25 protein-coding genes are annotated in these 26,806 nt (G+C 62.7%); 11 read left to right on the top strand and 14 right to left on the bottom strand.

Annotation, left to right across the window (positions count from 1 at the left end; genetic code table 11):
- Window positions 1-55 precede the first annotated feature (55 nt).
- Window positions 56-961, bottom strand: coding sequence for a LysR family transcriptional regulator (locus tag ACQZ5H_RS17470; RefSeq protein WP_449098510.1), 906 nt, complete (start codon window positions 959-961; stop codon window positions 56-58).
- A gap of 118 nt (window positions 962-1,079) precedes the next feature.
- Here ACQZ5H_RS17470 and ACQZ5H_RS17465 point away from each other — a divergent pair, with 118 nt between their 5' ends.
- Window positions 1,080-1,940, top strand: a complete 861-nt coding sequence (locus ACQZ5H_RS17465; protein ID WP_449098509.1) for an NmrA family NAD(P)-binding protein — start codon at window positions 1,080-1,082, stop codon at window positions 1,938-1,940.
- A 42-nt stretch (window positions 1,941-1,982) separates the two neighbouring features.
- Here the strand turns inward: ACQZ5H_RS17465 and ACQZ5H_RS17460 are convergent, their stop codons facing one another.
- Together ACQZ5H_RS17460 and ACQZ5H_RS17455 are read right to left on the bottom strand one after the other, a co-directional pair.
- On the bottom strand, window positions 1,983-2,732 hold the full coding sequence (locus ACQZ5H_RS17460; protein WP_449098508.1) for an SDR family oxidoreductase: 750 nt from the start codon (window positions 2,730-2,732) through the stop codon (window positions 1,983-1,985).
- A gap of 105 nt (window positions 2,733-2,837) precedes the next feature.
- The gene (locus tag ACQZ5H_RS17455) at window positions 2,838-3,602 is read right to left on the bottom strand and encodes an SDR family oxidoreductase (protein WP_449098507.1); all 765 of its coding nucleotides are present in this window, start codon (window positions 3,600-3,602) and stop codon (window positions 2,838-2,840) included.
- 115 nt (window positions 3,603-3,717) lie between these two features.
- On the opposite strand from ACQZ5H_RS17455, the gene ACQZ5H_RS17450 reads away from it, so the two are divergent.
- Window positions 3,718-4,620 carry a LysR family transcriptional regulator gene (locus tag ACQZ5H_RS17450; RefSeq protein WP_449098506.1) on the top strand — a complete coding sequence of 301 codons (903 nt, stop codon included), beginning with the start codon at window positions 3,718-3,720 and terminating at the stop codon, window positions 4,618-4,620.
- On the opposite strand, the gene ACQZ5H_RS17445 is transcribed toward ACQZ5H_RS17450, so the two are convergent.
- Window positions 4,617-5,489 (bottom strand): LysR family transcriptional regulator, encoded by an 873-nt coding sequence (locus ACQZ5H_RS17445; RefSeq protein ID WP_449098505.1) that lies wholly within the window; start codon window positions 5,487-5,489, stop codon window positions 4,617-4,619. The two genes, ACQZ5H_RS17450 and ACQZ5H_RS17445, sit on opposite strands and share 4 nt — an antisense overlap.
- 114 nt (window positions 5,490-5,603) lie before the next feature.
- Here ACQZ5H_RS17445 and ACQZ5H_RS17440 point away from each other — a divergent pair, with 114 nt between their 5' ends.
- The 4 genes from ACQZ5H_RS17440 to ACQZ5H_RS17425 all read left to right on the top strand — a co-directional run bounded on the left by ACQZ5H_RS17440 (window position 5,604) and on the right by ACQZ5H_RS17425 (window position 8,139).
- Window positions 5,604-6,845, top strand: a complete 1,242-nt coding sequence (locus ACQZ5H_RS17440) for an MFS transporter (protein WP_449098504.1) — start codon at window positions 5,604-5,606, stop codon at window positions 6,843-6,845.
- An 85-nt stretch (window positions 6,846-6,930) separates the two neighbouring features.
- Window positions 6,931-7,269: an ArsR/SmtB family transcription factor gene (locus ACQZ5H_RS17435; RefSeq protein ID WP_112713802.1), complete on the top strand. Its 339-nt coding sequence runs from the start codon at window positions 6,931-6,933 to the stop codon at window positions 7,267-7,269.
- Window positions 7,259-7,741 carry an SRPBCC family protein gene (locus ACQZ5H_RS17430; protein WP_199626027.1) on the top strand — a complete coding sequence of 161 codons (483 nt, stop codon included), beginning with the start codon at window positions 7,259-7,261 and terminating at the stop codon, window positions 7,739-7,741. Before ACQZ5H_RS17435 ends, ACQZ5H_RS17430 begins: the two co-directional genes overlap by 11 nt.
- A complete protein-coding gene (locus ACQZ5H_RS17425) occupies window positions 7,738-8,139 on the top strand; it encodes a GFA family protein (RefSeq protein WP_449098503.1) in 402 nt (133 codons plus the stop codon). Before ACQZ5H_RS17430 ends, ACQZ5H_RS17425 begins: the two co-directional genes overlap by 4 nt.
- Before the next feature lie 15 nt (window positions 8,140-8,154).
- On the opposite strand, the gene ACQZ5H_RS17420 is transcribed toward ACQZ5H_RS17425, so the two are convergent.
- From ACQZ5H_RS17420 to ubiE, 7 genes are all read right to left on the bottom strand, one after another.
- On the bottom strand, window positions 8,155-9,816 hold the full coding sequence (locus ACQZ5H_RS17420) for a urocanate hydratase (RefSeq protein ID WP_449098502.1): 1,662 nt from the start codon (window positions 9,814-9,816) through the stop codon (window positions 8,155-8,157).
- Between the two features lie 186 nt (window positions 9,817-10,002).
- Window positions 10,003-11,100 carry a DUF917 domain-containing protein gene (locus ACQZ5H_RS17415; RefSeq protein WP_449098501.1) on the bottom strand — a complete coding sequence of 366 codons (1,098 nt, stop codon included), beginning with the start codon at window positions 11,098-11,100 and terminating at the stop codon, window positions 10,003-10,005.
- Entirely contained in the window at window positions 11,100-12,362 is a 1,263-nt protein-coding gene (locus ACQZ5H_RS17410) for a Zn-dependent hydrolase (protein ID WP_449098500.1), read from the bottom strand. Before ACQZ5H_RS17410 ends, ACQZ5H_RS17415 begins: the two co-directional genes overlap by 1 nt.
- A complete protein-coding gene (locus ACQZ5H_RS17405) occupies window positions 12,359-13,741 on the bottom strand; it encodes a dihydroorotase (RefSeq protein WP_449098499.1) in 1,383 nt (460 codons plus the stop codon). The genes ACQZ5H_RS17410 and ACQZ5H_RS17405 overlap by 4 nt, the downstream gene beginning before the upstream one ends.
- Before the next feature lie 24 nt (window positions 13,742-13,765).
- Window positions 13,766-15,349, bottom strand: coding sequence for an aromatic amino acid lyase (locus ACQZ5H_RS17400; protein ID WP_449098498.1), 1,584 nt, complete (start codon window positions 15,347-15,349; stop codon window positions 13,766-13,768).
- 92 nt (window positions 15,350-15,441) lie between these two features.
- On the bottom strand, window positions 15,442-17,016 hold the full coding sequence (ubiB, locus tag ACQZ5H_RS17395) for a 2-polyprenylphenol 6-hydroxylase (protein ID WP_449098497.1): 1,575 nt from the start codon (window positions 17,014-17,016) through the stop codon (window positions 15,442-15,444).
- 5 nt (window positions 17,017-17,021) lie between these two features.
- Window positions 17,022-17,798 (bottom strand): bifunctional demethylmenaquinone methyltransferase/2-methoxy-6-polyprenyl-1,4-benzoquinol methylase UbiE, encoded by a 777-nt coding sequence (gene ubiE, locus ACQZ5H_RS17390; protein ID WP_130279222.1) that lies wholly within the window; start codon window positions 17,796-17,798, stop codon window positions 17,022-17,024.
- A gap of 152 nt (window positions 17,799-17,950) precedes the next feature.
- On the opposite strand from ubiE, the gene mutM reads away from it, so the two are divergent.
- The 4 genes from mutM to dnaA all read left to right on the top strand — a co-directional run bounded on the left by mutM (window position 17,951) and on the right by dnaA (window position 22,530).
- Window positions 17,951-18,841 carry a bifunctional DNA-formamidopyrimidine glycosylase/DNA-(apurinic or apyrimidinic site) lyase gene (gene mutM, locus ACQZ5H_RS17385; RefSeq protein ID WP_130279221.1) on the top strand — a complete coding sequence of 297 codons (891 nt, stop codon included), beginning with the start codon at window positions 17,951-17,953 and terminating at the stop codon, window positions 18,839-18,841.
- A gap of 10 nt (window positions 18,842-18,851) precedes the next feature.
- A complete protein-coding gene (locus tag ACQZ5H_RS17380; protein WP_449098496.1) occupies window positions 18,852-19,625 on the top strand; it encodes an enoyl-CoA hydratase in 774 nt (257 codons plus the stop codon).
- A 193-nt stretch (window positions 19,626-19,818) separates the two neighbouring features.
- Window positions 19,819-20,097, top strand: a complete 279-nt coding sequence (rpsT, locus tag ACQZ5H_RS17375; protein ID WP_112713777.1) for a 30S ribosomal protein S20 — start codon at window positions 19,819-19,821, stop codon at window positions 20,095-20,097.
- Window positions 20,098-20,973: 876 nt separating this feature from the next.
- Window positions 20,974-22,530, top strand: a complete 1,557-nt coding sequence (gene dnaA / locus ACQZ5H_RS17370; RefSeq protein WP_112714384.1) for a chromosomal replication initiator protein DnaA — start codon at window positions 20,974-20,976, stop codon at window positions 22,528-22,530.
- 101 nt (window positions 22,531-22,631) lie between these two features.
- Here the strand turns inward: dnaA and fhuF are convergent, their stop codons facing one another.
- Window positions 22,632-23,390, bottom strand: a complete 759-nt coding sequence (gene fhuF / locus ACQZ5H_RS17365) for a siderophore-iron reductase FhuF (protein ID WP_449098585.1) — start codon at window positions 23,388-23,390, stop codon at window positions 22,632-22,634.
- Between the two features lie 193 nt (window positions 23,391-23,583).
- On the bottom strand, window positions 23,584-24,471 hold the full coding sequence (gcvA, locus tag ACQZ5H_RS17360; protein ID WP_449098495.1) for a transcriptional regulator GcvA: 888 nt from the start codon (window positions 24,469-24,471) through the stop codon (window positions 23,584-23,586).
- A gap of 199 nt (window positions 24,472-24,670) precedes the next feature.
- Here gcvA and ACQZ5H_RS17355 point away from each other — a divergent pair, with 199 nt between their 5' ends.
- Window positions 24,671-25,591, top strand: a complete 921-nt coding sequence (locus tag ACQZ5H_RS17355) for a DMT family transporter (protein ID WP_449098494.1) — start codon at window positions 24,671-24,673, stop codon at window positions 25,589-25,591.
- A gap of 3 nt (window positions 25,592-25,594) precedes the next feature.
- On the opposite strand, the gene hemW is transcribed toward ACQZ5H_RS17355, so the two are convergent.
- The gene (gene hemW / locus ACQZ5H_RS17350; protein ID WP_449098493.1) at window positions 25,595-26,797 is read right to left on the bottom strand and encodes a radical SAM family heme chaperone HemW; all 1,203 of its coding nucleotides are present in this window, start codon (window positions 26,795-26,797) and stop codon (window positions 25,595-25,597) included.
- Window positions 26,798-26,806 lie beyond the last annotated feature (9 nt).

The following is a 26,806-nucleotide window of genomic DNA, read 5'->3' as shown; positions in this document are numbered from 1 at the left end:
CGATGAAGTGATTGGATGCCTTCTTGATAGGCCGCGGGCATCGGCCAAACAAGTCTCAGCCGCGACCGATGATTTCGACACAGAAATCGATGAAGGCGCGAACCTTGGCCGGCACATGATGACGGGACGGATAGAAGCAGTGCAGCGGGAAGGTTTCGTCCGGCCAATCCGGATAGAGATCGACCAGCTGCCCGCTGTCGAGATAGGGCTTCATGCCGAGCGAGAAGACCTGGGCAACGCCGATCCCGGCAAGGCAAGTCGCGAGCGTCGTGCCGGCATCGTTGACGAGGACGCGGCCGCGCGTCTCGATCGGCACCACGTTCTTGCCGCGCCTGAGCTCCCACTCGAAAGGCCTTCCGGTCAGCGGATCCTGATACTGGATGCAGGTGTGATCGGCGAGATCCGTCGGCACCTTCGGCGTGCCATGTTTCGCGAGATAGGAGGGCGCTGCGACCGTGATCACCCGTGTGCGAAAAAGCTGGCGGGCAATCAGCGAACTCTTCGCCGGGATTTCGCCGAAGCGCACCGCCACATCCATGCCGTCGGCCACGAGATCGCCGATCTCGTTGCGCGTCACCACCTCGATCTGCAGGTCGGGATAGCGGTCGAGAAAGAGGCCGAGCTTCGGCGCGAGAATCAGTCTGGAGAAATACGGATCGACATTGATCCGCAGCCGCCCGCGCACCGCCTGCTTCGTTCCGGCAGCATAGGCGGCCGCTTCCTCGATACCGCCAAGCAGCGGCACCACCTGCTCGTAGAAGCGCGCGCCGTCATCGGTCAGCCGCAGTGACCGCGTCGTCCGATCGAGCAGGCGTACGCCAATCCGGCTCTCAAGGCGCGCCACCGCCCGGCTGACCCCCGATGCCGTCAGCCCCAGTGCATCGGCTGCCCGCGCAAAGCTGCCGCTCTCGACCACGGCAGCCAGCACGCTGACTCCATTCAGCAATCGCCCGTCGAACATCATTTCATTCCTGATTTTTGGTCATGAATTATTGGACAAAAGCGCAATTTAGTCAAAGGCGGTTTTGGCGCATCTTTTGGCCATCGCGGCACAGGCCGCTGTCAGAAGGAGTTCGAACATGTTTGCTGTAACCGGAATAACAGGCCAGGTCGGTGCCGTCGTCGGCGCGAAACTGCTGGAGCGCGGATTGCCCGTTCGCGCCGTCATGCGCAATGAGGAGAAGGCAGGAAGCTGGCGCGAACGCGGTGCCGAAATAGCCATCGCCGAGATGACGGATGCAGCGGCGCTTGCTGATGCCTTTGCCGGAGCGGAAGCCGTTTTCCTGCTGATCCCGCCGGCCTTCGATCCGGCACCGGGCTTTCCGCAGGCAAAGATCCTCATCGAAGCCTTGAAGACGGCTCTGGTGAAGGCGGCGCCAAAGAAGGTCGTCTGCCTGTCCACGATCGGCGCTCAGGCAAAGGAAGAAAATCTGCTGACGCAACTCGGCCTCGTCGAGCAGGCTCTCTCTGAACTGCCCATGCCGGTCGCCTTTCTGCGCGCCGGCTGGTTCATGGAAAATTCGGTGTGGGATATCGCTCCGGCGCGGGACGGCGTGATGCCGAGCTTCCTGCAGCCGCTGGATAAGCCCGTTCCGATGGTCGGTGTTCGCGATGTCGGCGCCGTCGCTGCCGAAATGCTGCAGCAGGACTGGACCGGTAAGCGCGCCGTCGAACTCGAGGGGCCCTACCGCATCACACCGCTGCAAATGGCCGAAGCCTTTGCCACCGTGCTTGGCCGTCCGGTGCAAGCCGAGACGATCGAACGGGATGCGTGGGAGCCCCTGTTCCGCAGCCAGGGCATGCAGAACCCCGGACCCCGCATGCGCATGCTCGATGGCTTCAATGAAGGCTGGATCGAGTTCGAGGGCGGCGAGGCTGGATCGCGCAAGGGCGAGACCACCTTCGAAACCGCCATCCGCGCGCTGGTAGAACGCGGTTGATGAAAAAGGCCGCGGCAGATCAGTGCCGCGGCCTTCTTGGTCTTAGAGATTGCTCATCCCGCCATCGATGATCAGTTCGCTACCCACGATATAGGCGGCTTCATCGGATGCCAGGAAGATGATGGTCTTGGCGACCTCCGAGGGATCGCCGAAGCGGCCGGCCGGGATCTGGCTCTGGATATGTGCGGCCATCGCCTTGGAATCGGCTTCCGAATTGCCGAGCTTGCTGTAGAGAGGCGTGGCGATCGGGCCGGGGCTGACGGCGTTGACGCGGATGCCGCGGCCGATGAGTTCGCCGGACAGCGTTTTCGCCAACGTCAGCAAAGCGCCCTTGGTCAGCGAATAGACGCTGGAGTTCGGCATGCCGATATGGGCGTTGATCGAGGTGTTCAGAACGATCGCGGCACCCTTCGCAAAAAGCGGCAGCAGCGCCTGGATCAGGAAGAACGGTCCCTTCACATTGATGGCAATCGACTTGTCGAAAGCCGCTTCCGTCCATTGTTCAAGCGGGCCGAACTCGGCAATACCGGCATTGACGAAGAGGATGTCGAGATGGCCGAAGGCATTCTTGATGGCATCGGCGACAGCCTTCTGGCCATCAGCATTGCCGGCATCGGCCTGGATGACCAGCGCCTTCTCACCCAATTCCTTGCGGGCGTTTTCGACGCTCGCGGCGCTGCTGCCGGTGATGGCGACACGGGCGCCTTCAGCGATGAACTGGCGGGCGGTCTCAAGGCCGATACCGCTGGTGCCGCCGGTGATGAGGGCGGTCTTGTTTGCAAGGCGTGACATGATGATGGTCCTTTGGGTGGGGGCTGACGCGCCGAATATTCATACGAAAATGGAAGGCGCGACCATCCCTTCTTTCGAAGAATGCGGATGATCGCGCCCCGTTCGTCAGGTGCGGGTGATCGATGCGCCGCCATCGACCAGCGAGGCAGTACCGGTCACGAAGCTCGAATCGTCGGAAGCGAGATAGAGAACCGAGCGGGCAAGCTCTTCCGGGGTGGCGACACGCTTCAGGGCGTGCAGGTTGGTGACGAAGCCCTTCTTGTCAGGCGTGTCGTTCATCTCGCGATACATGTCGGTATCGACAGCGCCCGGCAGCACAGAGTTGACGCGCACATTCTGCGGGCCGAATTCGGCGGCAAGCGCCTGGGTCAGGCCGATCAGGCCGGACTTGCTGGCGGCATAAGCGGCGACACCCGGGAAGGCGAAGCTATAGCCGACGAAGGTCGAGGTGAAGATCACCGAGCCACCGCCATGCTTTACCATTTCGGCGACTTGATGCTTGGCTGCCAGGAACGAGGCCGTCAGGTTGATCGTCAGCGTGTCGGCAAAGCCGGCTTCGGAAACCTCGGTGCTGGGGCCGGCCTCGCCGAGCGTACCGGCATTGTTGAAGGCGATGTCGAGCTTGCCGTAATTGGCAACGGCGGCAGCGACCAGCGCCTTGTGATAATCTTCTGAGCGGACGTCACCGGCAACCGCGACGGCTTCGCCACCGGCGGCCTTGATCTCGGCGACGAGGCTTTCGAGTTCAGCCTGGCGGCGGGCGCCGACCACGACCTTTGCGCCTTCGGCGGCAAACAGCTTGGCCGTCGAGCGGCCAATACCGGAGCTTGCACCGGTGACGATTGCGACTTTGTTGTTCAGGCGGTTCATTGTTCCATCTCCTTGTTGCGGGGTGTTGTGCCCCTTCGATGAGTGGAAGATGGCATTTTCTTTTCGTTCGGATTAGTCTCCAAGTAGTGGAGCTCGAATTCGGAAATACCGAACGATGATCAGGATTGAGGGGATCGCGGCTTTCGTCGCGGTGGTGGAGGCAGGATCGGTCAGCGAGGCGGCCAGGCGCCTGCGATTGTCGAAGTCGGTGGTCAGCGAAAGGCTTGCCGAGCTGGAGAAAACTCTCGGCGGCACGCTGCTCCACCGCACGACCCGCAAGCTGACACTGACGGAGGATGGCACCGCTTTTCTGGAGCGGGCGCTCCGCATCATCCACGATATCGATGAAGCCTCGGCTTCCATGGCCGAACGCCGCGGCACACTTGCCGGGCCGCTGCGGATTGCCGCCCCTGTTACCTTCGGGCGCATGCATCTCGGGCCCGCCCTCTATCCCTTTCTGGCGGAGCACCCGGAAATATCGCTGACGCTCGATATCGACGACCGCCGCGTCGATGCGGCATCGGAAGGCTATGACGCGATCATCCGCAACGGGCCGATAGCCGATTCCCGCCTGGTTGCCTGGAAGCTGGCGCCGAGCCGCAGGATGCTCGTCGCCTCGCCTGCCTATCTCGCAAAGGCCGGCATTCCGCGCACGCTCGCAGATCTGCAGGAGCATCGCGGTCTTTTCTATACCAATCGCGGCGTTGCCGACTGGCGCTTCCAGACGGTTGACGGCACGGAGGTCGTTCGCGCTCATCTCTCGATGGGCATGAACAACGGCGACATGCTGCGGGATGCCGCAATCGCCGGTCTCGGCATCGCGCTGCTGCCGGCCTTCATCGCCGGACCGGCGATCCGCGAAGGCAGCCTTGCGGAGGTCGATGTCGGCGACAAGCCGGAGCCGGAATTCATCTACATGGCGCATCCGGAGGGCAGGAACCCCTCGGCAAAACTGCGCGCCATTGCCGATCACCTCCGCAAGGCTTTTGGCGATCCGCCCTATTGGGAGCGCCGCTAGAGAAGGCTCATGAGGTTCTCGGTCACCGGCGACCGCTGCGTCTTCAGCACAGCAAGTGCCAGCCGCGCAACGGCAGGCGGCCCTTCGATCGGCCGGTAGGCAACGCCATCGAGCTTGATCTGCGCGATCGACTCCGGAACGATCGAGACACCCAATTCGGCAGCAACGAGATTGACCACCGACGAGATCTGCGGCGCCTCCTGCGCCACCGTGAGCTCGAAGCCCGCCTTGCGGCAGGCGAGCACGACGTCGTCGAAAAGACTGAGACCGACCAGCCGCGGGAAGAGGATGAACGGCTCCGTTGCCAGCAGCGCCAGTGGCAAAGTCTCGCGCTTCGCCAGCGGATGGCTTGCGGGCAGGGCAACGACCATCGGCTCGTCAGCCAGCCGCTTCAGCCGCACGCCGGGCGGATCGTCGAGGCTTGGCCGCATGAAGGTCGCGTCGAGTTCGCCGCGATGCAGTTTTTCCATCAGCGACAGCGTATTGAGTTCGGTGAGCGACAACCGCACATCCGGCCACTGCGCCTGAAAGCGCCGGATCGTGGCGCTCACAACAGGATTGAAGGCCGAGGACGCCGTGAAGCCGAGCGCAAGGCGCCCGGTCTCGCCGCGATTGGCGCGCTGTGCCGCAAGCTTCGCCTTCTCTGCGGAGGCGAGCGACGCCTTGGCTTCGCTGAGGAATGCCTCACCGGCCGCCGTCAGTTCCGCGCCATGCGGCACGCGATGGAAGAGCGCTGCGCCGATTTCGGCCTCAAGATCGCGGATCTGCTGGCTGAGCGGCGGTTGCCCGATGCCGAGCTTCGCCGCCGCCCGCGTGAAATTCGCTTCTTCGGCCACGGCAAGAAAGTAGCGAATGTGCCGAAGCTCCATGACCGGTATCTCCAAAACCTATCGAGAATGACAGTTCCATATATTGGACAAATTGAGCCTCGCTGGCTAGATCAGGCATGAAAGGCGCCTGACATGCCAAAGACAGCAGCGAGAATGAGCGATATTTCCCCGATCGAGGTGACGGAAGCGCCGCCTGCAAAACAGTATCTCACGCGCGGCACGCTGCCCTACCGGCGCGCCAGCCTGGCGCTGTTTCTCTCCGGTTTCTCCACCTTCTCGCTGCTCTATTGCGTCCAGCCGCTGCTGCCGGCCTTTGCCTCCGACTACGCGGTCAGCCCGGCCCAGAGCTCGCTGGCGCTTTCGCTTTCCACCGGTTTCCTCGCCGTCGCCATCATTTGCGCCGCCGCGGTGTCGGAAGGTCTCGGCCGCCGCAGCCTGATGTCGATCTCGTTGGTCGGTGCCGCACTGCTGACGATCGCCGCGGCCTTTGCGCCGAACTGGCATGTGCTGCTGGTGCTGCGGGCGCTGCTCGGCTTCGTCCTTGGCGGGGTGCCCGCCGTCGCCATGGCCTATCTCGCCGAAGAAATCGATCCAAAGGGCCTCGGTGCCACGATGGGCCTCTATGTCGGCGGAACGGCCTTCGGCGGTATGTCCGGCCGCGTGCTGACGGGCATCTTCGCCGAATACCTCACCTGGCGTCCCGCCATGGCGCTGATGGGCGTTATCGGGCTGGCTGCCGCCATCGGCTTCATCTTCCTGCTGCCGGCCTCGCGCAACTTCATCCGCCGCCCCGGCTTCGATCCAGGCTTTCACCTGAAAGCCTGGGCCGGTCATCTCAGAAATCCGGCTCTGCCCTTCGTCTTTTCGATCGCCTTCCTGGCAATGGGCTCCTTCGTGACGATCTACAATTACGCGGGCTTCCGGCTCGTCGCGGCACCCTACGAGCTGACGCAAACCGAACTTGGCCTGATCTTCACAGTCTACATGTTCGGCATCGGCGCCTCGTCGATCGGCGGCATCCTGGGTGATCGCTTCGGCCATTTCGCCGTGCTCTTGACTGGGCTGGCCGTCACCGCTGCCGGAAGCGCGCTGACGCTCTCATCGTCGCTGCCCATGATCATCATCGGCATCATCGTGCTGACGAGCGGCTTCTTCATGAGCCATTCGATCGCCAGCGGCCTCGTCGGCAAGCTCGCCAAAGGCACCAAGGGCCACGCCTCCTCGCTCTATATGCTTGCCTATTACGTCGGCTCCAGCGTCATGGGCTCGGCGGGCGGATGGTTCTTCTCTGCTGAGGGTTGGTCGGCCGTGGTGTTCTTTACCCTCGCCATGCTCCTTTGCGCCTTCGCTTGCGCCTATGGCGCAAGGCGTCTTTCAAAGGCAGCGCGCGTCTAGCAATCGCCATCTGACACAGAGGCCTTGACTGGCACCGCATCGTCCATTACTTAACAGATAAGTTAATTAACTTAATGGATAAATAATGGACCGCTTAAGCGCGACCTTTTCCGCACTGGCCGATCCGACACGGCGGGCAATCCTCGCCCGGCTCGCCTCGGGCGAGGCATCCGTGTCGGAGCTCGCCGAACCCTTCGACATGTCGCTGGTCGCCGTCTCCAAGCATCTCAAGGTGCTGGAGAATGCCGGGCTCATATCGAAGGGCCGGGAAGCTCAATGGCGGCCCTGCCGGCTGGAGCCGGCATCGCTGCGTGTCGTCGACGACTGGCTTGAGAACTACCGCGTTTTCTGGAGCGAAAGCCTGGACAAGCTCGAAGCCTATGCCGCGAGCCTGAAGAGCAAGGAGGAAAAGAATGGCAAGTGATGTCAGCCCGGCTGTGCGCAGCCGCGAAATCGTGCTGGTGCGCGAGATCGATGCCCCGCGCGAACTCGTCTTCCGTCTATGGACGGAGCCGGAGCATTTGCTGAAATGGTGGGGTCCGCACAATTGCTCAGCGCCATCCGTCTCCGTCGATCTACGCGAAGGCGGTGCCTGGCGTCACTGCATCCTCGCGCCTGATGGCAAGGAATATTGGAGCCGCGGCCGCTACATCGAGATCACCCCGCCCGAGCGGCTAGTCTTCACTTTCGCCTGGGAGAATTCGGCCGGTCAGCCGGAACATGAGATGCAGGCGATTGTGGAGTTGGAAGATAAGGGCGGCAGAACGAAGCTCACCTTCCGCAAACATCAACTGCCAAGCGACACGGAATTCAAGCTTCAGAGCAGCGGCTGGGCGGAAGCGCTCGACAAGGTGGCGGCCTATGCTGAGGAGCAAGCAGGGAGGAGAGCATCATGAAGAAGACCTATCATGGCAGCTGCCATTGCGGCGAAGTCAGCTACGAAACCGCGCTCGACCTCCAGGCGGGCACCTTTCGATGCAACTGCTCCGTCTGCAGGAAGAAGCGCAGCTGGCTCGCGGTGGCATCGCCCGAAGACTTCCGCTTGCTCTCGGGCAAGGAAGCGCTCGGCGAATATCAGTTCGCATCCCGCAAGCTGCATCATCTCTTCTGCAGGAATTGCGGCGTTAGCTCCTATGCCTGGGGCGAAAACGAAGCCCTCGGCACCTTCTTCGCCGTCGCCGTCAATTGCCTTGATGACGCCACGGCCGACGAGCTCGGCAACGCCCCCATCGCCTATGTCGACGGTCTGCACGAGCGCTATGACGCGCCGCCGGAGGAGACGCGGCATCTCTGATGCCGCATCAGGAGGTCAACCAAGCCGGATATACGGCACGTCCTTCTTGGCGACCTCATCCAGCGCTTCCTCGTATCCCGCATCCGCGTATCGCATGACGCCCAGCGCCGTGTCGTTGGTCAGCGCATGATCAAGCCGCTCGTCGGCATCGCCGGTACCGTCGGCAACGACCGTGACCCCGCAGCTCGTCATGTAGCCCGCATAGCCGCCGCCGCCGGAATGGACGACGACGAGGTCGGCCATCGAGGAGCAGAGCATCATCGCATCGATCAGCGGCCAGTCGGCGATGGCATCGGAGCCGTCCTTCATGCGCTCGGTCATGATGTTGGGATGCGCCATAGCGCCGGCATCGAGATGATCGCGGGAGAAGGCGACCGGTCCCTTGAGTTCGCCGCTTGCGACCAGTTCGTTGACCCTCCGCGCCAGCGCCGTACGCTCGCCGTGGCCCAGCCAGGCGATGCGCGCAGGCAGGCCCTCGAAGGGCACATGCTCACGCGCCAGCCGGATCCAGTTGGTAATGATCTTGTTGTCGGGGAACATTTCGAGCAGCAGATCATCGATGCGGGCGATGTCGCTTTCCTCGCCCGACAGTGCCATCCAGCGGAACGGGCCGATGGCGCGGGCAAAGAGCGGGCGCAGATAGGCTTCGGTGAAGATCGGGATGTCGAATGCGTTCTGAACGCCGCCTTCCTTCGCCTGGGTGCGGATCAGATTGCCGTTGTCGAAGACCTCTGAACCCTTCTTTTGGAAGTCGAGCATCGCCGTCACATGCTGGACGATCGAGGCGCGGCTGGCCGCCATCAGCTGGCCCTGGCCGTCGTCGCGCAGTTCTTTCACCTGGGCAATGCTCATGCCCTTTGGCACGTAACCGTAGACGAGGTCATGCGCCGAAGTCTGGTCGGTAACGACATCAGGCACGATGCCGCGGCGCGCGATCTCCGGATAGATTTCCGCCGCGTTGCCGACGAGGCCGACGGACAGCGCCCGCTTTTCCTTCACGGCATCGTCGATCATCCTCAGCGCCGTATCGAGGTCGGGTGCGATCTCCTGCAAGTAGCCGATCTCCTGGCGCTTCTTCGCCCGCTCGGCATCGATATCGACGCAGAGGATCGCAGCGCCCGCCATGCGGCCGGCGAGCGGCTGTGCGCCGCCCATGCCGCCGAGGCCAGCCGTCAGCACGAAGCGCCCGGAAAGGTCGCCGCCGAAACGCCGCTCGGCAATCCGCATGAAGATCTCATAGGTGCCCTGGATGACGCCCTGGCTGCCTATATATTGCCAGGCGCCGGCCGTCAGGCCGCCCCAGCAGATCAGGCCCTTGCGCTGCAGCTCGTAGAACACTTCGGCCTTCGCCCACTGGCCAACGATGTTGCAATTGGCCATGATCACCAGCGGCGCCTTGGCATGGGTCTTCACGAGACCGATCGGCTTGCCGGACTGAATGAGCAGCGTCTGGTCCTCGTCCATCTCGGTCAGCGCCTTGACGATGCCCTTGTGGGCCGCCCAGTTGCGCGCCGCCTTGCCGAGCGCGGCATAGACGATGAGATTGTCAGGATCCTCGCCGACCGAGAGTACGTTTTCTAGAAGCCGCAGCAACGCTTCCTGCCGCCAGCCCTTGGCGCGCAGCTCCGGTCCGCCCGGGATCGGAAATTTCGGATGGCGTGGGTTCGGCTTCGGCATCTCGGTGTTCCTCGTTTGATTTCGACTTTCCCTTCTCCCCGCGGGGAGAAGGTGGCCCCGAAGGGGTCGGATGAGGGGGCCAAGTCCTCGGCCTCACTTTCGCTCGGCCGCTCGCGCTTCCGGCGCTCGCCCCCTCATCTGTCCTGACGGACATCTTCTCCCCGCTGGGGAGAAGGGATGCTCAGCTCAAGCCCGCGCCCCCAGCGCATACCGGGCGATCTCGATGCCCATGGCCTTCTCCACCGGCGGGTAGACGGTCGGGTCGAGAACGCTTGCCGAGAGCGGAATGATATCCATCGGCACATGCAGGATGAAGATATGCATGCCCGTCTGCAGCTGGCCGACGGAGAGCGGTTCTCCCTCGGGCGACAGCGTGGTGATGACCGACGGGAAGGTCGCGACGCGCTTGCCCTCTGCATCGTCCACCGCCATGTATTCGTTCATCACATGCAGCGTCACCGCATTATCGCCGGCGCCGACGGAGACGGTGCCGATGTCGAAGGCTTCCTTCGTGTAGACGACATCCTTTTTGGTGATGATGCCCTCGGTCAGGATATGGCCGCCGGTTGTCTTGCAGATCGCGTCGATGACGGCGGAGCCGCCCTTCTTCTCGGCCGCGATGATCGCCTCGCCAAGCGCCAGCGCCATCGAGATGCCGCCGAGCGCCGCATTCTTGCGCACATAGGAAGCCCGCAGCGGATTGCGGCAGGAGGCGATGAAGCCGCCCGACTGATCCGACGCAGCCCGCAGGATCGGCGAAATCTTCGCCGTCGCACCCTTCACGACAAGCTCGATGTAGCGGTTCTCGGCGCGGTTGCCGCCGACTGCCGTCTGGATCATCTGCTCTGGCGATCCCGCCATGCCGATCGAGCCCATGTCGCCGGTCGGATGCGCGCGGATATCGCCGACGGCATCGACGACCTTGGTGCCGAGAATGGCCGAGGGCAGCCAGCCGTTCAGGGTCGAGGACTTGCCGTTCTGGCCGATGATCAGGCCTGATAGCTTTTCGCCAAGCTCTTCCTGCAGAAGCTGGACGGCCTTGACGTAATCGATCCCCTGCATTTCCCAGGGCGTGGTCGAGGCTGGCGCGCCGATCGCCGCAGCGGTCGCGATCCAGTCGTCGTCCTTCAATTCGTCGATGGAGACCAGTTCCGGCTTGCCGACATTGACGGCCGCATAGCCGAGCATCCGGCCGTGGTCGGCCCAGCCGCCACCGCCTGCCGCATAGACCGAACCACCCTTGACGGCAGCCTCCACGTCTTTCTCAACGAGTATGCGTCCCATCAAGCCTTCTCCTCGTTCAAGCTCTTGTCCATATCGCGCACCGCCTCGAACAGCACGGCGGCGCCGAGCGCGATATCGTCATTCTCGGCCCATTCGTCGGCGCAGTGGCTGCGGCCTTCCTTGCAGGGCACGAAGATCATCGCCGCAGGCGCCACCTTGGCGACCCAGGCGGTATCGTGACCGGCGCCCGATGCCATGCGGCGATGCTTGGCGCCGACGGTATCGCAGGCCTGCTCTAGGATTTTCAGAAGCCGCGGATCGCCAGGCGTCGGATAATTGTCCGAAACGCGGTTCGGCGACTTGATGGTCACGCCCTGGGCGATCGCCAGCTTGATGACATGGGCATCCAGCCACTCGCAGAAAGCCTCCATGTCACCGCGGATTTCGGCGCGGCCATCGATCAGCAGCACGACCTTCGAGGGAACGACATTGGCGGCGTTCGGCTCGATGCGGAATTCGCCGACGGTCGCGGCAAAATGGCCGGGTGTCTTGGCCCTCTGGGCGGCGGCTTCGCGAATGTCGAGCACCAGCTGCGACGCGGCGACCAGCGCATCGGCGCGGCCATCCATCGGCGTCGTCCCGGCGTGATCGGCGCGGCCCTCGACGGTGATTTCGATGCGGGTGATCCCGGCGATCGCGGTGACGATGCCGACATCCTTCTTTTCGTTTTCCAGGATCGGCCCCTGCTCGATGTGAAGTTCGAGGAAGCCCTTCAGATCAGGACGGCTCTGGGAGAGCAGCGTTGCCGGATCGCCGCCGACTTCGGTGATGCCGTCGGCGAGCGTGCGGTCGCCGTTGGTGCGCGAAAGCCATGCTTCGGGGATCTGGCCGGTCATGCCGCGGCTGCCGATGCAGGAGACACCGAAGATGCTGACTTCTTCGGCCAGGAAGTCGATGATCTCGAGATCATGATCGAGCTGGATGTTCTGGTCCTTCAGCGAGCGCGCCACTTCGAGCGCCGTGATCGTTCCCGCGATGCCGTCGAAGCGGCCGCCGTCAGGCACGGTATCGGAATGCGAGCCGACCATGATCGTGCCGAGACCTGGCTTTTTACCGGCGCGGCGGCCGATCAGGTTGCCCGCGGCATCCATCCGCGTCTCAAGACCGGCTGCCTTCATCCGAGCCTCGATATAGGCGCGTCCTTCCAGGAAGAGCGGCGAGAAGGCGCGGCGCGTCCAGGGATGATCGGGCTCGGTGATCTTTGCCAGGGCGTCGATATCTTCGGCGATACGTCCGGCGTTGACGGGCAGGTTGCGGCTCATGCGGCTTCTCCAGCAATGACATGACGGGGCAGGGGCCGGACGAACTTGCCGTTGCCGGGCTCGGAAAGCACCTTGGCGCCATCGGTTATCTTTTCGCCGCGCAGATAGGCTGCGGAAACGGTCCAGGGCAAGCGGATGCCGTTATAGGGGCTCCAGCCGACGATGTTGTTACCGCTCGCGGCTGCATCGTAGACCATCTCGCGCGGCTCCAACACGACGATATCGGCATCCTTGCCGGGCGTTAGCGCGCCCTTGATGTGATCGAGACGGAAATGCTTCGCGGGATTTTCGGCCATCAGCTTCGCGGCCCAGGTCAGCGAAACGCCGCGCTCCAGCGCGCCTTTCACGAAAAGCGGCACCATGGCTTCGAGGCCGGGCACGCCTGAGGAATTGGCGAGCATATCGGGATTGGTCTTGCGGTTTTCCGACCAGCTGACGTGATCGGTCGAGACCAGCCAGACATTGCCTTCGGCCACCTTGCGCCACAGCGTCTCGACTTCGGCGCGCGGACGAATCGGCGGATTGATCTTGGCCTTGCCGCCCAGGCGCTTCACGTCGTTTTCCTCGTCGAGCGTCAGATAGTGGATGCAGCATTCGACGGTCGCCTCGAAGCCATCGCGGCGGTAGGCGCGGGCGATGTCATAGCCGCGGCCGAGCGAGCAATGCACGACATGCGAGGGGCAGCCGGTATTGGCGCCGGTCTCGAAGATCGTGTGCATAGCAAGCAGTTCGGTGATCGGCGGGCGCGACAGGCCATGGGCGCGCCAGTCGGTGATGCCGCTCGCCTTGACCTTCTCCATATAGGTCCGGACCGCCTCGTCATCCTCGTTGTGCACGCCAGCCGTCAGGCCGGTCGGCGCGATCGCGGCGAAGCATTCATCGAGCAGGGCCGGGGGAATACGCGGGAAGCGCTTGGCATCCGTGCCGAAGGTCGAGAATTTGAAGGCGGCAACACCGGCATCCACCATCTCGCGGATACGGGCGGCACCTTCCTCTGGATCGACGGTGCCGTAGAGCGCGAAATCGACGCGGGCCTGCGGGCTTGCGTGATCCACCTTCTTCTTCACCGCTGCGGCGGAGCAGACGAGATTGCCTTCATCATAGGGCATGTCGACGATCGTCGTGACGCCGCCGGCCGCCGCCGAACGGGTCGACCAGAGGAAGTCTTCCTGATCCTTCTGCGAGAGCGAATGCGTCTGGGCGTCGATCGCGCCGGGTAGGATCAGCGCCTTGCCAAGCAGATGGCGCTCCTTTGCCGCGGGCGGCACGCCGACGCCGACTTCGGCGATCTTGCCGTCGCGCACTGCGACATAGCCCTGTTCCAGAATGCGCTCGGGCAGGACGACAGTCCCTTGCAGAACGAGATCGAAATCAGCCATGCGGCGCCTCCAGATGCTTTGTTGTCAGAGAACCATCGGTTCGCTTGCGAGCCGTTCCTCGATGCGCTCCAGCGAACCGAGGGCGAAGAAATCGTCGAAGGATGCAATCGGGACTTCGCCGATCAGCTTCGAGATGAAGGCGTCGGAGCCGAGCTCTTCCTCGATCGCCTCGACTTCGGCCGAAAGCGGCCGGTCGACCGTGTAGAAGCCGGCATGGCTGCGCACGAGATCGTAGATCATCTTCGCAACGCCTTGCGGTTCGTCGCCGAGAATGTCGATTGCCTGCGCCGAGAGCAGGGCTTCCAGCGCGGCAAGGCGCCGGAGCGCTCGCATCTGGCGCTCGAAACGCTCGATGACCAGCGGCAGGAAGGCCGCCTCGTCCTCAAGGCCGGCGGCGACCACCAGCGACTGCGCCGAGACCGGATTGGACATCGACAGAACGCGCGAGAAAATTTCGCCGGCAAGCTTGATGATCGGGCCGAAGCCTGTGGCGATGCGCCCATGCGGCACAAGATTGACAGGCAGATCGCGGCGCTGGCCGTTGCCGAGAATGACGCAGCGATTGAAGGCATTGCGCGCCGCATGCGCCATGCAGAGCGCGGCGGATTCGAGCAGGATCGTCACGTCGAGCGGCAGAGAACCACCAGAGGTCATGACGCGGCCCTCGACGACGACAGGGTTGTCGTCCGAGCGGCCGGTGGCGGCGAGGATCTTGTGGCCCGTTGACAGCAGGTTCTCGATCACGGCGCCGAAGACCTGGGCGACCATGCGCAGGCTCAAAGGGTCCTGAACATGCGTGGCAACCGGCCAGTTCCAGGCTTCCGAGGCATTGCAGAGCCACGAGCCGATCAGCGCTTCGCGGGCGGTGCCGACATGACGCACGGCCTTCCACGGGTCGCGCGAAGCGCCGAGCGCGCCAGAGGCCATCATGCCGGTCGCCAGCAGCACGCGGATCGAGGCGGCGGCATTGCGCGTCGCCTCTCCGGCAGCCGCGAAGCTCACCGCATTGACGCTGAGCGAAGCCAGGCTGTCGCGCGGCGCCATCTTGATCGGTTCGAGACCGGCGGCCTGGAAGGCCTCGGCCGCCTGCATGCGCTTGCCGCGATAGACGGCTTCGCCGACGCCGGTCAGCACCGCGCCGATCTGTCCCATGAGGCCGATATCGGCACAGCCGATCGATCCGGTACGTCGCACCAGCGGGATAAGGTCGGCATCCAGCAGCCGCATATAGGCTTCGATGAGCTCGGGCGTGCAGCCGACCTGTCCCGTCAGTGCCGTATTGATGCGGATCGCCATCGCGTTGCGCACGACGGCGCAGGAAAAGGGTGTGCCGGTGCCGAAATGGTGGGCGCGCACGAGGCCGAGATTGAAGGCTTCGAGCTCGTCATTCGACCACTCGACATCCTTCATGGCCCCGACGCCTGTCGTCGAGCCGTAGACGGGAACGCCCGCATCGATCGCATCCTCGACGATCGAGCGCGCATGCTCGACGCGCGCCATGCCCGCTGCCGAAGCCGAAAGCGCCACCTTGCCCGACCCGATCCTTACCATCTCGGCAAAGCCGAGGGGTTGGCCGGATAGTTCGATGCCGGGGCGTTCATGCTTCATCTGCTGGTCTCCTTGAGGGCGAGACTAAGCGAGTGTCTCGCATCATGGGATATCCCAAATGCCGAACACAGCATGCTGCTTTATGCCTGAGGTCAGCTCAGCGTCCAGGCAATATAAAGAAGCGTCAGCGCAATAATCCAGAGGGCGATGCGGGCAGAACGGTTATGACGCGCTTCGGACTTGCCGATCGCCTCTGCCGTCTGCTCGTCGAAACGCAGTCCATGCTCGCTCATATGCAGGAGCTGGTGATGGAATTTTTCCGTCTGTGCCGCGATTTCCGGGACCGCTTCCGCCAGCTTCACGGCGGCCTTCAGCCCGTCCTTCAGGTCGGTGACTATGCGTTTCGGGCCGAGATTGTTGCGGATCCATTCGCCGACGACAGGTTCCGATGCCTTCCACATGTTGAAGCGCGGATTGAGCATGCGCGACACGCCTTCGACCACGACCATCGTCTTCTGCAGCATGACGAGTTCAGGCCGCGTCTGCATGTCGAAGAGTTCGGTCACTTCGAAAAGCAGCGTCAGCAGCTTGCCCATCGAGATCGTCTCGGCCGGCTGGCCGTGGATCGGCTCGCCGATCGCCCGGATCGCCTGAGCGAAGCTCTCGACATTGTGATGTCCGGGCACATAACCGGCTTCGAAATGCACTTCGGCCACCCGGATGTAATCGCGGGTGATGAAGCCGTAGAGGATCTCGGCGAGGAAGCGCCGTTCCTTCTTTCCGAGCCGTCCGACGATACCCATGTCGACGGCGACGATCATTCCCTGCGGATCGACGAAGAGATTGCCGGGATGCATGTCGGCATGGAAGAAGCCGTCGCGCAGCGTATGACGCAGGAAGGACTGGATCAGCGTGTCGGCGAGCGCGTTGAGGTCATGGCCGGCGGCGAGCAGCCCCTCGACATCCGACATCTTCACGCCGTCGATCCACTCCATGGTGATGACGTCGCGCCCGGTGCGCTCCCAGTCCACCTTGGGGACGCGGAAACCCGGATCCTTCTCGGTATTCTCGGCGATCTCGGAAAGGGCTGCGGCCTCGAGACGGAGATCCATCTCCACCTTGGTCGTCTGTTCCAGCGTCTTCGTCACCTCCACCGGCTGCAGCCGGCGGCTGGAGGGCATGAAGCGCTCCTGCAGATGGGCGACGAGATACATCGCCTCGATGTCATGGCCGAAGCGCTGGCGCACGCCGGGGCGTACGACCTTGACGGCCACCTTCTTGCGGCCTTCGCTGCCATCGACCTCAGCCGGATGAACCTGGGCGATCGAGGCTGCCGCGATCGGATCGCCAAAGCTCGCGTAGAGCTCCTCGACCGGACGCCCGAGCGAGCCCTCGATATTGGCCTTTGCCGCCGCAATCGGGAAAAAGGTCATCCGGTCCTGCAGCTGCGACAGGTCGTTGGCGAAATCGACGCCGACGACGTCAGGACGCGTCGCCAGGAACTGGCCGATCTTCACATAGGACGGACCGAGACGCTCGACCGCGCGCGCCAGCCGGTCGCTGCGCTTCTGGCGCTTTGCCTTGCTGCGCTCGAAAATCGTCACGGAGGATTTGGCAAGCGCCACCACGGGCGGGAGCCCTTCGGACGGGAGGGCCGAGACGACCCCCTCGCGCACGAGCACCCAGCCGACGCGCCAAAGCCGGAAATATGCGCCGAAAGCACTCATCTATTCTATAATTTCCAGCCGGAATGCAGCGCGGCGATACCGCCGGTATAATTGGTGTAGGAAACCCGCGAGAAGCCCGCCTCGCGGATCATCGCCGCGAAATTCTCCTGGTTCGGGAACTTGCGGATCGACTCCACGAGATACTGATAGGGCTCGGCATCGCCGGTGATCGCCTTGCCGAATTTCGGGATCGCGTTGAACGACCAGGCATCATAGACCTTGTCGAGAACCGGCAGCTCGACCTCTGAGAACTCAAGCACCAGAAGCCGCCCGCCGCGTTTCAGCACGCGATAGGCCTCCGAAAGCGCCACATCGATGCGCGGCACATTGCGGATGCCGAAGGCGATCGTATAGGCGTCGAAGCTGTTCGCCTCGAAAGGCAGGTCCTCGGCATTGGCCTCGACGAAGGTCAGATTGTCCGAGAGCTTCTTCTTGGCGGCCCGCTCGGCGCCGACGCCGAGCATAGAGCCGTTGATGTCGAGCACGGTGGCATGGGCGAGACGGTTGGAGGCTTCGACAATGCGGAAGGCGATATCGCCCGTGCCGCCGGCAACGTCGAGCACCTTGTATCCCGCTTCCTTGCGCGGGTTCAGCGACGCGATCATCGCGTCCTTCCAGACCCGGTGCATGCCTGCCGACATGACGTCGTTCATGATGTCGTAGCGCTTGGCGACCTTATGGAAGACCTCGTTGACGAGACCCTGCTTTTCGCCGTTCTGCACCTCGCGGAAACCGTAGGACGTTTCCATGCCGCCATCGGCGGAAGTGCGGCTATCTGACATCGGACAACTCCGTTACTCGAAATCGGTGCGGCGACCATAGCGAAGCGATGCTTTGGACGCTATCTGTATGCGCGGATCAAAAGCCGCGGCCTTCTGGCGCTATAGCGCACATCATCCGCGGTTGAAACACGTTTAGCTACAGATGGGTAACGATGCCGGAATTGCCAGAAGTCGAAACCGTCAGGCGCGGCCTGACCCCCGCGATGGAGGGCACGCGCATCGAGCGGCTGGAGCTTCGCCGCGGCAATCTGCGCTTCCCCTTTCCTGAAAATCTCGCGGAAGATGTCAGCGGCCGTACGATCGTCGGCCTTGGCCGGCGGGCCAAATACCTGCTGATCGATCTCGACAGCGGCAAGACCATCATCTCCCATCTCGGCATGTCCGGCTCCTTCCGCATAGAGGAAGGCAGGCAGAAGACGACGCCGGGAGAATTTCATCACGAGCGGTCCAAGGATGAGAAGCACGACCACGCGATCTTTCACCTGGAAGGCAGCGAAGGGCCGCGGCGCGTCATCTATAATGACCCCCGCCGTTTCGGGTTCATGGATATTGCCGAACGCACCGAGCTGCAGAACAATCCATTCCTCTTCGGGCTCGGCCCGGAACCGACCGGCAACGAGCTCAGCGCCGCCTATCTGGCGGAGCGCTTCGCCGGCAAGGCCCAGCCGCTGAAGGGGGCGCTGCTCGACCAAAAGAACATTGCCGGTCTCGGCAATATCTATGTGTGCGAGGCGCTGTGGCGCTCGCATCTGATGCCGACCAATGCTGCCGGCACGCTGGTGACGAAAACCGGAAAGCCGAAGGAAGCGCTGAACCTCCTCGTGTCATCGATCCGCGATGTCATCGCCGACGCCATCAAGGCCGGTGGTTCCTCATTGCGGGACCATATCCAGACGGATGGCTCGCTCGGCTATTTCCAGCATTCCTTCTCCGTCTATGACCGTGAAGGTGACCCTTGCCGCACGCCCGGCTGTGGCGGTACGGTTTCGCGCATCGTGCAGGCGGGCCGCTCGACATTCTATTGCCCCGTCTGCCAGAAGTGAGGAGGAACGCATGGCCTATGAAACCCTGATCGTTGAAACCCGTGGCAATGTCGGCCTCATCACGCTGAATCGGCCGCAGGCGCTGAACGCGCTGAACTCCACCGTTCTGGCTGACCTGAAGCGGGCCTATGCGGACTTTCACGCCGACGAGGCGATCGGCGCCATCGTTCTCACCGGCTCCGAGCGCGCCTTTGCCGCCGGTGCCGATATCAAGGAAATGCAGCCGCTGAATTTCGCCGATATATATAAGTCGGAATTCATCAGCGGCTGGGAAGAGATCTGGCGCGCCCGCAAGCCCGTCATCGCCGCCGTCAGCGGCTTTGCGCTCGGCGGTGGCTGCGAGCTCGCCATGATGTGCGATTTCATCATCGCTTCCGAGACCGCCAAGTTCGGCCAGCCCGAGATCACCCTCGGCGTCATCCCCGGCATGGGCGGCTCGCAGCGGCTGACGCGTGCCGTCGGCAAGTCGAAGGCGATGGACATGGTGCTGACCGGCCGCATGATGGATGCGGCCGAAGCCGAGCGCGCGGGACTCGTTTCGCGTGTGGTGGCGCCCGAGCGGCTGCTCGACGAGGCGCTGGAAGCGGCGGCCAAGATTGCCTCGCTGTCGCGCCCCTCGGTGCTGATGGCCAAGGAAGCCGTCAGCCGCGCTTTCGAGGGAACGCTGGAGGAAGGGCTGCGTTTCGAGCGCCGTCTGTTCCACAGCCTGTTTGCCACGGAAGACCAGAAGGAAGGCATGTCTGCCTTCATCGAAAAGCGCAAACCGGACTTCAAACACCGCTGAGCCGGATTCATGGAGAAAGGCGGCTTTTCCTTGAAAATGCGCGTTGACGCGGCCCGGCTTTAGGGTTATACGCCCGTCCACGGTTCGGGAAGCCATTCTGGTCTTTCCCGATAATGCTCCCGCATTGCTGAATTTGTGGCCGCAGGGCCCGCGGTAATGACGGAGTTTGTTCGAATTCTTGAGAGAGGCATCCATGGCCAATACAACTTCGGCGAAAAAAGCGACCCGCAAGATCGCCCGCCGTACCGACGTCAATAAGGCTCGTCGCTCGCGCGTTCGTACTTTCGTTCGCCAGGTCGAAGAGGCACTCGCATCTGGTGATGCGGCCAAGGCTAAGGCAGCCTTCATCGCAGCGCAGCCGGAACTGGCCCGCGCAGCAAGCAAGGGCGTCCTGCACGCCAACACGGCATCCCGCAAGATCTCGCGTCTTGCCGCTCGTGTGAAGACGCTGTCGGCTTCGGCAAGCGCATAACATTTCATTAACGAACTGCTCGTTATGATTAGCCCGGTAATTTTACCGGGCTTTTTCGATTCCGCGATCTGCCCCTTGAATGGTTAATTCGGCGACGATTTCGTGTCAGGGGAATGACACTAATATGCATTGAAAATCAAATAGTTGCGCAAGGTTCTTTCCAGAATGCGCGACTCTCGCCCTCCCGGAAGGGGGGCGAAATGAGTCAAGCGGATTTTTATTTTTTTTCTTTCATAGCGTGTCGAAAATACCCACTTTGGGAATCTCATTGATTCTTCTGCGATTCTTTTTTGACATCGGCGTGACGCCCTAAACCGGCGCCCGGAGTCAATGGCTCCCTCTTAATTTTGCGTAAAATTCATCGTTGCAAGGCGCCATCGATCCTGCCTAAATGACTTCCAGCAAAGGGCGCGGACATCACCTGCAAGGGGACAGTCTAAACTGCCACACCGGCAGGGCGATGGGTTTTTGTGCCTTTTGTCGCGGAGCAGCCTATCTCTCCGTTTTTTCAAGCACTTGAGCTATTTGCACCGCGGCCGTGGCTGGTCTCGGAACGGGTATCTTTTGTGCTCTCGACGGTTACACGCCTGAGGCGAAACCGAAGGGGATGGGGAAACTACTTTTGTGTTCCGGTTGGTTAGCGGGCAAACGAGGGCCGCCAGCCAGCACGGCGAGGAAACAGCATGACGGAGGCCCCATGATGGCGGTTTCCGCCACGGGTTTTTGCGCCGGTCTTTTTGGGCTGGGACATCTGTATTGAGTGAACCGGCAAGCCTGCGGCTCATGAGGGGACGCCAGCCTGCCTAACGGGGAAAATTAATCGGGCGGCCGTTTTTCGGATGACCGCCCGGTGAAATGAAATTGGAAGGCGGCATGATGCAGATGAATTCTATGGCGGCGGGTGCTCTTGAGAATGGGGACAAGGCACCGGCGTTTGACTCTACTTGCCTTGATGCGGCGGGGGAAAAGGGAGACATGAAACATGGCGTACTTTTTGATCGCGTTAGCGCCCGTCTGAAGGCCCAGGTTGGCCCTGACGTTTTTGCAAGCTGGTTCCAGGGTCTGAAGCTTCATTCGGTTTCCAAGAGCGTCGTTCGCCTCACGGTGCCGACGACCTTTCTGAAGTCCTGGATCAACAACCGTTACATCGATCTGATCACCAGCCTCTTCCAGCAGGAAAACGCTGATATCCTGAAGGTCGAAATCCTCGTCCGGACGGCGGCTCGTCCTGGCGCCAAGCCTATGGACAATGCGGCTACCCAAGAGCCCGTGACCCAGGTGGCGCCGATGCGCCGCTCGACCAGCATGCAGCCGGCAGGTCAGTCGGTTCAGCAGACGGTCGCCGCTGCAGCCGCAGCCCGCCCGGCAACGACCGGTACCGGCCAGCCGCTCTTCGGCTCGCCGCTCGACTCCCGCTTCACCTTCGACACCTTCGTCGAAGGCAGCTCCAACCGCGTTGCTCTCGCGGCTGCCAAGACGATCGCAGAAGCTGGCCAGGGCGCTGTGCGCTTCAACCCGCTCTTCGTTCACTCGACGGTCGGCCTCGGCAAGACGCACCTGCTGCAGGCGATCGCCAATGCCGCCGTGCAGAACCCGCGCTCGCTGCGCGTCGTCTATCTGACGGCTGAATACTTCATGTGGCGTTTCGCAACCGCGATCCGCGACAATGATGCCCTGACGCTGAAGGACTCGCTGCGCAACATCGACCTCCTGATCATCGACGACATGCAGTTCCTGCAGGGCAAGATGATCCAGCACGAGTTCTGCCACCTGCTCAACATGCTGCTCGACAGCGCCAAGCAGGTCGTGGTCGCTGCCGACCGCGCTCCCTGGGAGCTGGAATCGCTCGACCCGCGCGTTCGCTCGCGTCTGCAGGGCGGTGTGGCAATCGAACTCGACGGCCCGGATTACGAGATGCGTCTTGAAATCCTCAAGCGCCGTCTGGCCGTTGCCCGTGTCGAAGATCCGTCGCTGGAAATTCCGGCCGAGCTGATGTCGCATGTCGCCCGCAATGTCACGGCCAGCGGCCGCGAACTGGAAGGCGCATTCAACCAGCTGATCTTCCGCCGCTCCTTCGAGCCGAACCTGTCGATCGAGCGCGTGGATGAGCTTCTGGCCCATCTCGTTGGCTCCGGCGAACCCCGCCGCGTCCGCATCGAGGATATCCAGCGCATCGTCGCGCGCCACTACAATGTCTCGCGTCAGGAGCTGGTCTCGAACCGCCGCACGCGCGTCATCGTCAAGCCGCGCCAGATCGCCATGTATCTCTCGAAGACACTGACGCCGCGCTCCTTCCCGGAAATCGGCCGCCGCTTCGGCGGGCGCGACCACACCACCGTGTTGCACGCCGTGCGCAAGATCGAAGAGCTGATTTCCGAGGACACCAAGCTGTCCCACGAGATCGAGCTGCTGAAGCGCCTGATCAACGAATAGTGCGCCACTTGGTGCTGAAATCCACGGCCGGGAGCGATCCCGGCCGTTTTCTTTTATCGGTATTTTGGGGTGAAGATGGCGCTTGGGCCGGCGCCTAAGGCCTATTGCTTGCGCTTTTCCGGGAGCGCGCAGAACTTGCCGCAGCTCGGGATGCCGGGCAGCATGTAGCGCAGGCAGCAGAGCTTGCGGCGGGCGATATACTCGCCTTCGTCCTCGACTTGTCTAACACAGCCCGAAAACGGATTGACCCCGCCATTCGGCAGGCAGCCGCGCACGAATAGCGGCAAGTCGGACCGGCAGGGTTCGGCACCTTCAGCTTCGGTCAGGCGCAGCGCGTAGTCGATATAGACGGCCGCATTGTTCCAGCAGAGTTTTGCGGAAATCCCGTTCTGCTTCAGAAGATCGACGGCCTTGAAGAGATGCGTCTCCAGCAGCGGATCCACGGCTTCAAAGGAGTCAGTAGAAGGATTGCTATCCTCCCATCCCGCATGCCGCACCCCGAAGGCCCGCGGCAGGCCATCCTCGCCGACAGCAATCGTCATTTCGTCGAAGGAAACCGGCAGCAACCGGCGGCGCAACTGCCGGGCGATCAGATAGGGGATCGTCAGGCCGGAGAAATAGTAGAGTGACCACATGGAGACGACCGCGCGGCGGTCTGCGCCGCCCGAGGCGGCGGTATAGCGATCGATCGCCGCGTTGAAGCTGCCATCGGCAAAGAAGCTCCGCAACGGCGTCCCGTCATCAAGATCACTGGAGAGCATCAGCTTTTGAGCCCAGCAGGAATGCTCGCCGGCAAACAGGGCCGCCAGCGGCTCTGGCTGCGTGATGTCCTTGATGGAGCGTTCGAGCGTTTCGGTCATCGTCAAAGCGCCACCGCCTGCAGTCGGCCAAGGCGGGCAGCAGCATTGCTCGGTTGAACGAGCGGGTATGGTCGAAGGCGCTGGTTTCTCATGGCACCGGTCGGCTCGAATATCGGCAGTCGCTAACCTGATAATCACGCCTGAACGGAAAAGGAAAGAAAAAGATGACTGTTGAAGTCATCTTTTTGGACCTTCACGCTTTCGACTCGCTGAGCAGCCAGCGGCGGAAAGCGGCGGCCGCCGGGCGTTCCAGCGAGGCGCCGGGATAGACGAGGTGGAAGGCGAGGCGGCTGGCGACGCCGAGGGGGAAGGGGGCAGCCACGGTGCCTTCCTTCATCTCGCCCTCGACGAAGGAACGGCGCATCAACGCGATGCCGAGACCGGCCTTCATTGCGTCATAGGCGCCGTTGCCATGCATGAAGATCGGGCCGCGGGAGGCGTCGACGGCAGTGGCCACCCCCGCAGCCTCCAGCCACAGCTGCCAGTCGTGCCTGTAGACGTCGTGGATCAGCGTGAAGGGCGCCAGTGCGGCAGGCGAGGGATGGTCGCCGAGCTCTGCGGCGAGCTTGGGGATGCAGACCGGCACCAGTTCGTCATCCACCAGTCGCTCGCTGACAAGCCCCTCATAACCGCCGAGCCCGTGGCGGATGGCAAGGTCGATACCGTCGCGCTGAAAATCCAGCACGCGATGCGAGGCGCTGATGCGCACGTCGATATCGGGATGCAGCACCTCGAACCTGCCGAGCCGTGGCACCAGCCAATAGGTGGCGAACCCGGCCGTGCAGGTCACGTTGAGGATCGCACCGCGGCTGCGCGCCGTGATCGCCGCCGTCGCTTCCCGCACCAGCCGGAAGGCGGCCCGCAGCGTCGTGAAGTAATCGGCACCCTCGACGGTCAAGGCTAGCGCCCGCGGCTTGCGCTCGAAAAGCTGAACGCCGAGTGCCGCCTCGAGATCGCGAATCTGCAGACTGACGGCGCCGGGCGTCACGTTCAGCTCCTTTGCCGCCAGCGTCATGCTGAGATGCCGTGCTGCCGCTTCGAAGGCACGAAGTGCGGAAAGGGAGGGCAGATAATCGCTCATGATTTAGCTCAGCTAAAGTGTTGCGCGAGAAAGACTCGTTTGATCCATCTGAATTAGCGAAATAATATCAGCATCAAGATGTATCGCAACACCGATCCAATGCCGGTTTGCTGCGAGAATAAATCGAACACTTCACTGCGCAGGAAACGGGTGGCGGCGCCACCAGTGGTGTCCTATGCAGGCAGGAATCGAATGGAGGATGACGATGCAGAAGCAGATGGGTTTGGCCGAATGGGGCATGATGCTGGTGCTGTCGCTGCTGTGGGGCGGTTCCTTCCTGTTCAACGGCATCCTGGTCAAGGCGCTGCCGCCCTTCACGATCGTCACAGGCCGCGTGTTGCTGGCGGCGATTGCGCTCAATCTGATCGTTCGGGTGATGGGCCATGCCATGCCGCGCGACGGCAAGAGCTGGGTCGCCTTCTTCGGCATGGGCGTCCTGAACAACATGATCCCCTTCTGCCTGATCGTCTGGGGCCAGACGCATATCGCCAGCGGCCTCGCCTCGATCCTCAATGCCACGACGCCGCTTTTCGCTGTCGTCGTCGCCCATCTGCTGACCGCGGATGAGAAGATGACGGCCAACAGGCTGATCGGCGTCGTCGTCGGCTTTGCTGGTGTCGCCTATATGATCGGCTTCGATGCCCTGCACGATCTCGGCTCGAATGTGTTGGCGCAGCTTGCCGTGCTGGGAGCTGCGATTTCCTATTCCTTCGCCGGGATCTGGGGCCGCCGCTTCCGCGTCATGGGTATGCCGCCGCTGTTGCCGGCGGCAGGCCAGGTCACGGCGTCAACCATTCTGATGATTCCGATCGCGCTGATAGCTGATCAGCCCTGGACGCTTCCCATGCCCGGCATGGAAACCTGGCTCGCTCTCGCCGGGCTCGCGATCCTGTCGACGGCGGTCGCCTACGTGCTGTTCTTCCGCATTCTGGCGACGGCGGGCGCGACAAATCTCATGCTCGTCACCTTCCTGATCCCGGTCAGCGCCATCCTGCTCGGCGCGCTGGTGCTCGGCGAGCAGCTGCAGACCAAGCATCTGATCGGCATGGCAATGATCGCCATCGGCCTTGCGGCTATCGATGGGCGGCTGATGTCGATCGGGCGGAAGCGGGCGGTCTGAAGCTCAGCAGGCGAGATCGGCAACGACGGAATCGAGGATCAGCATGCCCGCAGGCGTGCAGCGCAGCCTCGAATTGCCGATCCGCTCGATGAAGCCGTGTTCCAGTAAAAACTCTTCGCGCGCAGGATCGGGATCGCGGCCGGAAAGCTGCTGCCAGCGGGCGAGATCGACGCCTTCCTTGAGCCTCAAGCCCATCAGCAGCAGTTCGTCCGACTGCTCCTCGTAGCCGAGCCGTTCCTCGTCGAGAATACCGTGCCCGTCGCGCTCGACCATCTCAAGCCAGGCTTCCGGCTTGCGCTCGGTCGCCGTCGCGATTTTCTCCGGGCCGCGGCTGAGACGGCCATGGGCGCCGGGGCCGATGCCTGCATAGTCGCCATAGCGCCAGTAGGTCAGGTTATGACGGCTCTCGGCGCCGGGGCGGGCATGGTTCGAAACTTCGTAGGCGGGCATGCCTTCGCGCGCCGTGATCTCCTGCGTCGCCTCGTAGAGGGCCGCAGACTGGTCACCATCCGGAACGATCAGTTTGCCGGCCTTGTGAAGGCCGAAGAAGGGCGTGCCTTCCTCGATCGTCAGCTGGTAGAGCGACAGGTGATCGACGGCGTAGGAGATAGCCTGCTTCAGCTCACGCTCCCACTCGTCCACGGTCTGGTCGGGACGGGCGTAGATCAGATCGAAGGACATGCGCGGAAAGATGTCGCGGGCAAGCTTGATCGCCTTCAGCGCATCCGCAACGTCGTGCAGGCGGCCAAGGAATTTCAGATCGCGATCGTTCAGCGCCTGGACGCCGAGCGAGACACGATTGACGCCGGCCACCCGGTAGCCACGGAAGCGCTCGGCCTCGACGCTGGAGGGATTGGCCTCCATGGTGATCTCGATGCCGGCAGGCACATGCCATTCCTTGGCAATGCCGTTCAGGATCGCATCGACAGTCTCCGGCTTCATCAGCGACGGCGTGCCGCCGCCGAGGAAGACGCTGGTCACCGTCTTCGGTCCGCTCAACTGCCGGATCGCCGCCATCTCCTTCAGGAAGGCCGCAACATAGCGCTCCTGATCGACAGGCTGGTGCCGGACATGACTGTTGAAGTCACAATAGGGGCATTTCGCGGCGCAGAAGGGCCAGTGCACATAGACGCCGAAACCGGGCTCCCCCGTATCCGGCAGAAGCTTGGCATCACGCAGCGAAGTCAGGTTGTTCAAATCATCCACTGGCGGATC

It is taken from the genome of Rhizobium sp. 21-4511-3d (assembly GCF_053522545.1).
The sequence above is the reverse complement of the archived record's forward strand: the minus strand, read 5'-3'. Positions and strand labels throughout refer to the sequence as shown.

Bases quoted from the DNA above. Each gene is read 5' to 3' on its own strand.
- gcvA (WP_449098495.1), bottom strand. From the start codon at position 24,471: ATGAGCGATTATCTGCCCTCCCTTTCCGCACTTCGTGCCTTCGAAGCG.
- ACQZ5H_RS17410 (WP_449098500.1), bottom strand. From the start codon at position 12,362: ATGAGCCGCAACCTGCCCGTCAACGCCGGACGTATCGCCGAAGATATC.
- ACQZ5H_RS17450 (WP_449098506.1), top strand. From the start codon at position 3,718: ATGATCAGGATTGAGGGGATCGCGGCTTTCGTCGCGGTGGTGGAGGCA.
- ubiE (WP_130279222.1), bottom strand. From the start codon at position 17,798: ATGTCAGATAGCCGCACTTCCGCCGATGGCGGCATGGAAACGTCCTAC.
- ACQZ5H_RS17425 (WP_449098503.1), top strand. From the start codon at position 7,738: ATGAAGAAGACCTATCATGGCAGCTGCCATTGCGGCGAAGTCAGCTAC.
- ACQZ5H_RS17400 (WP_449098498.1), bottom strand. From the start codon at position 15,349: ATGAAGCATGAACGCCCCGGCATCGAACTATCCGGCCAACCCCTCGGC.
- mutM (WP_130279221.1), top strand. From the start codon at position 17,951: ATGCCGGAATTGCCAGAAGTCGAAACCGTCAGGCGCGGCCTGACCCCC.
- ACQZ5H_RS17440 (WP_449098504.1), top strand. From the start codon at position 5,604: ATGAGCGATATTTCCCCGATCGAGGTGACGGAAGCGCCGCCTGCAAAA.
- ACQZ5H_RS17420 (WP_449098502.1), bottom strand. From the start codon at position 9,816: ATGCCGAAGCCGAACCCACGCCATCCGAAATTTCCGATCCCGGGCGGA.
- ACQZ5H_RS17430 (WP_199626027.1), top strand. From the start codon at position 7,259: ATGGCAAGTGATGTCAGCCCGGCTGTGCGCAGCCGCGAAATCGTGCTG.
- ACQZ5H_RS17455 (WP_449098507.1), bottom strand. From the start codon at position 3,602: ATGAACCGCCTGAACAACAAAGTCGCAATCGTCACCGGTGCAAGCTCC.
- ACQZ5H_RS17405 (WP_449098499.1), bottom strand. From the start codon at position 13,741: ATGGCTGATTTCGATCTCGTTCTGCAAGGGACTGTCGTCCTGCCCGAG.
- rpsT (WP_112713777.1), top strand. From the start codon at position 19,819: ATGGCCAATACAACTTCGGCGAAAAAAGCGACCCGCAAGATCGCCCGC.
- ACQZ5H_RS17470 (WP_449098510.1), bottom strand. From the start codon at position 961: ATGTTCGACGGGCGATTGCTGAATGGAGTCAGCGTGCTGGCTGCCGTG.
- ubiB (WP_449098497.1), bottom strand. From the start codon at position 17,016: ATGAGTGCTTTCGGCGCATATTTCCGGCTTTGGCGCGTCGGCTGGGTG.
- ACQZ5H_RS17380 (WP_449098496.1), top strand. From the start codon at position 18,852: ATGGCCTATGAAACCCTGATCGTTGAAACCCGTGGCAATGTCGGCCTC.
- dnaA (WP_112714384.1), top strand. From the start codon at position 20,974: ATGCAGATGAATTCTATGGCGGCGGGTGCTCTTGAGAATGGGGACAAG.
- ACQZ5H_RS17460 (WP_449098508.1), bottom strand. From the start codon at position 2,732: ATGTCACGCCTTGCAAACAAGACCGCCCTCATCACCGGCGGCACCAGC.
- ACQZ5H_RS17415 (WP_449098501.1), bottom strand. From the start codon at position 11,100: ATGGGACGCATACTCGTTGAGAAAGACGTGGAGGCTGCCGTCAAGGGT.
- ACQZ5H_RS17465 (WP_449098509.1), top strand. From the start codon at position 1,080: ATGTTTGCTGTAACCGGAATAACAGGCCAGGTCGGTGCCGTCGTCGGC.
- ACQZ5H_RS17355 (WP_449098494.1), top strand. From the start codon at position 24,671: ATGACGATGCAGAAGCAGATGGGTTTGGCCGAATGGGGCATGATGCTG.
- ACQZ5H_RS17435 (WP_112713802.1), top strand. From the start codon at position 6,931: ATGGACCGCTTAAGCGCGACCTTTTCCGCACTGGCCGATCCGACACGG.
- ACQZ5H_RS17445 (WP_449098505.1), bottom strand. From the start codon at position 5,489: ATGGAGCTTCGGCACATTCGCTACTTTCTTGCCGTGGCCGAAGAAGCG.
- fhuF (WP_449098585.1), bottom strand. From the start codon at position 23,390: ATGACCGAAACGCTCGAACGCTCCATCAAGGACATCACGCAGCCAGAG.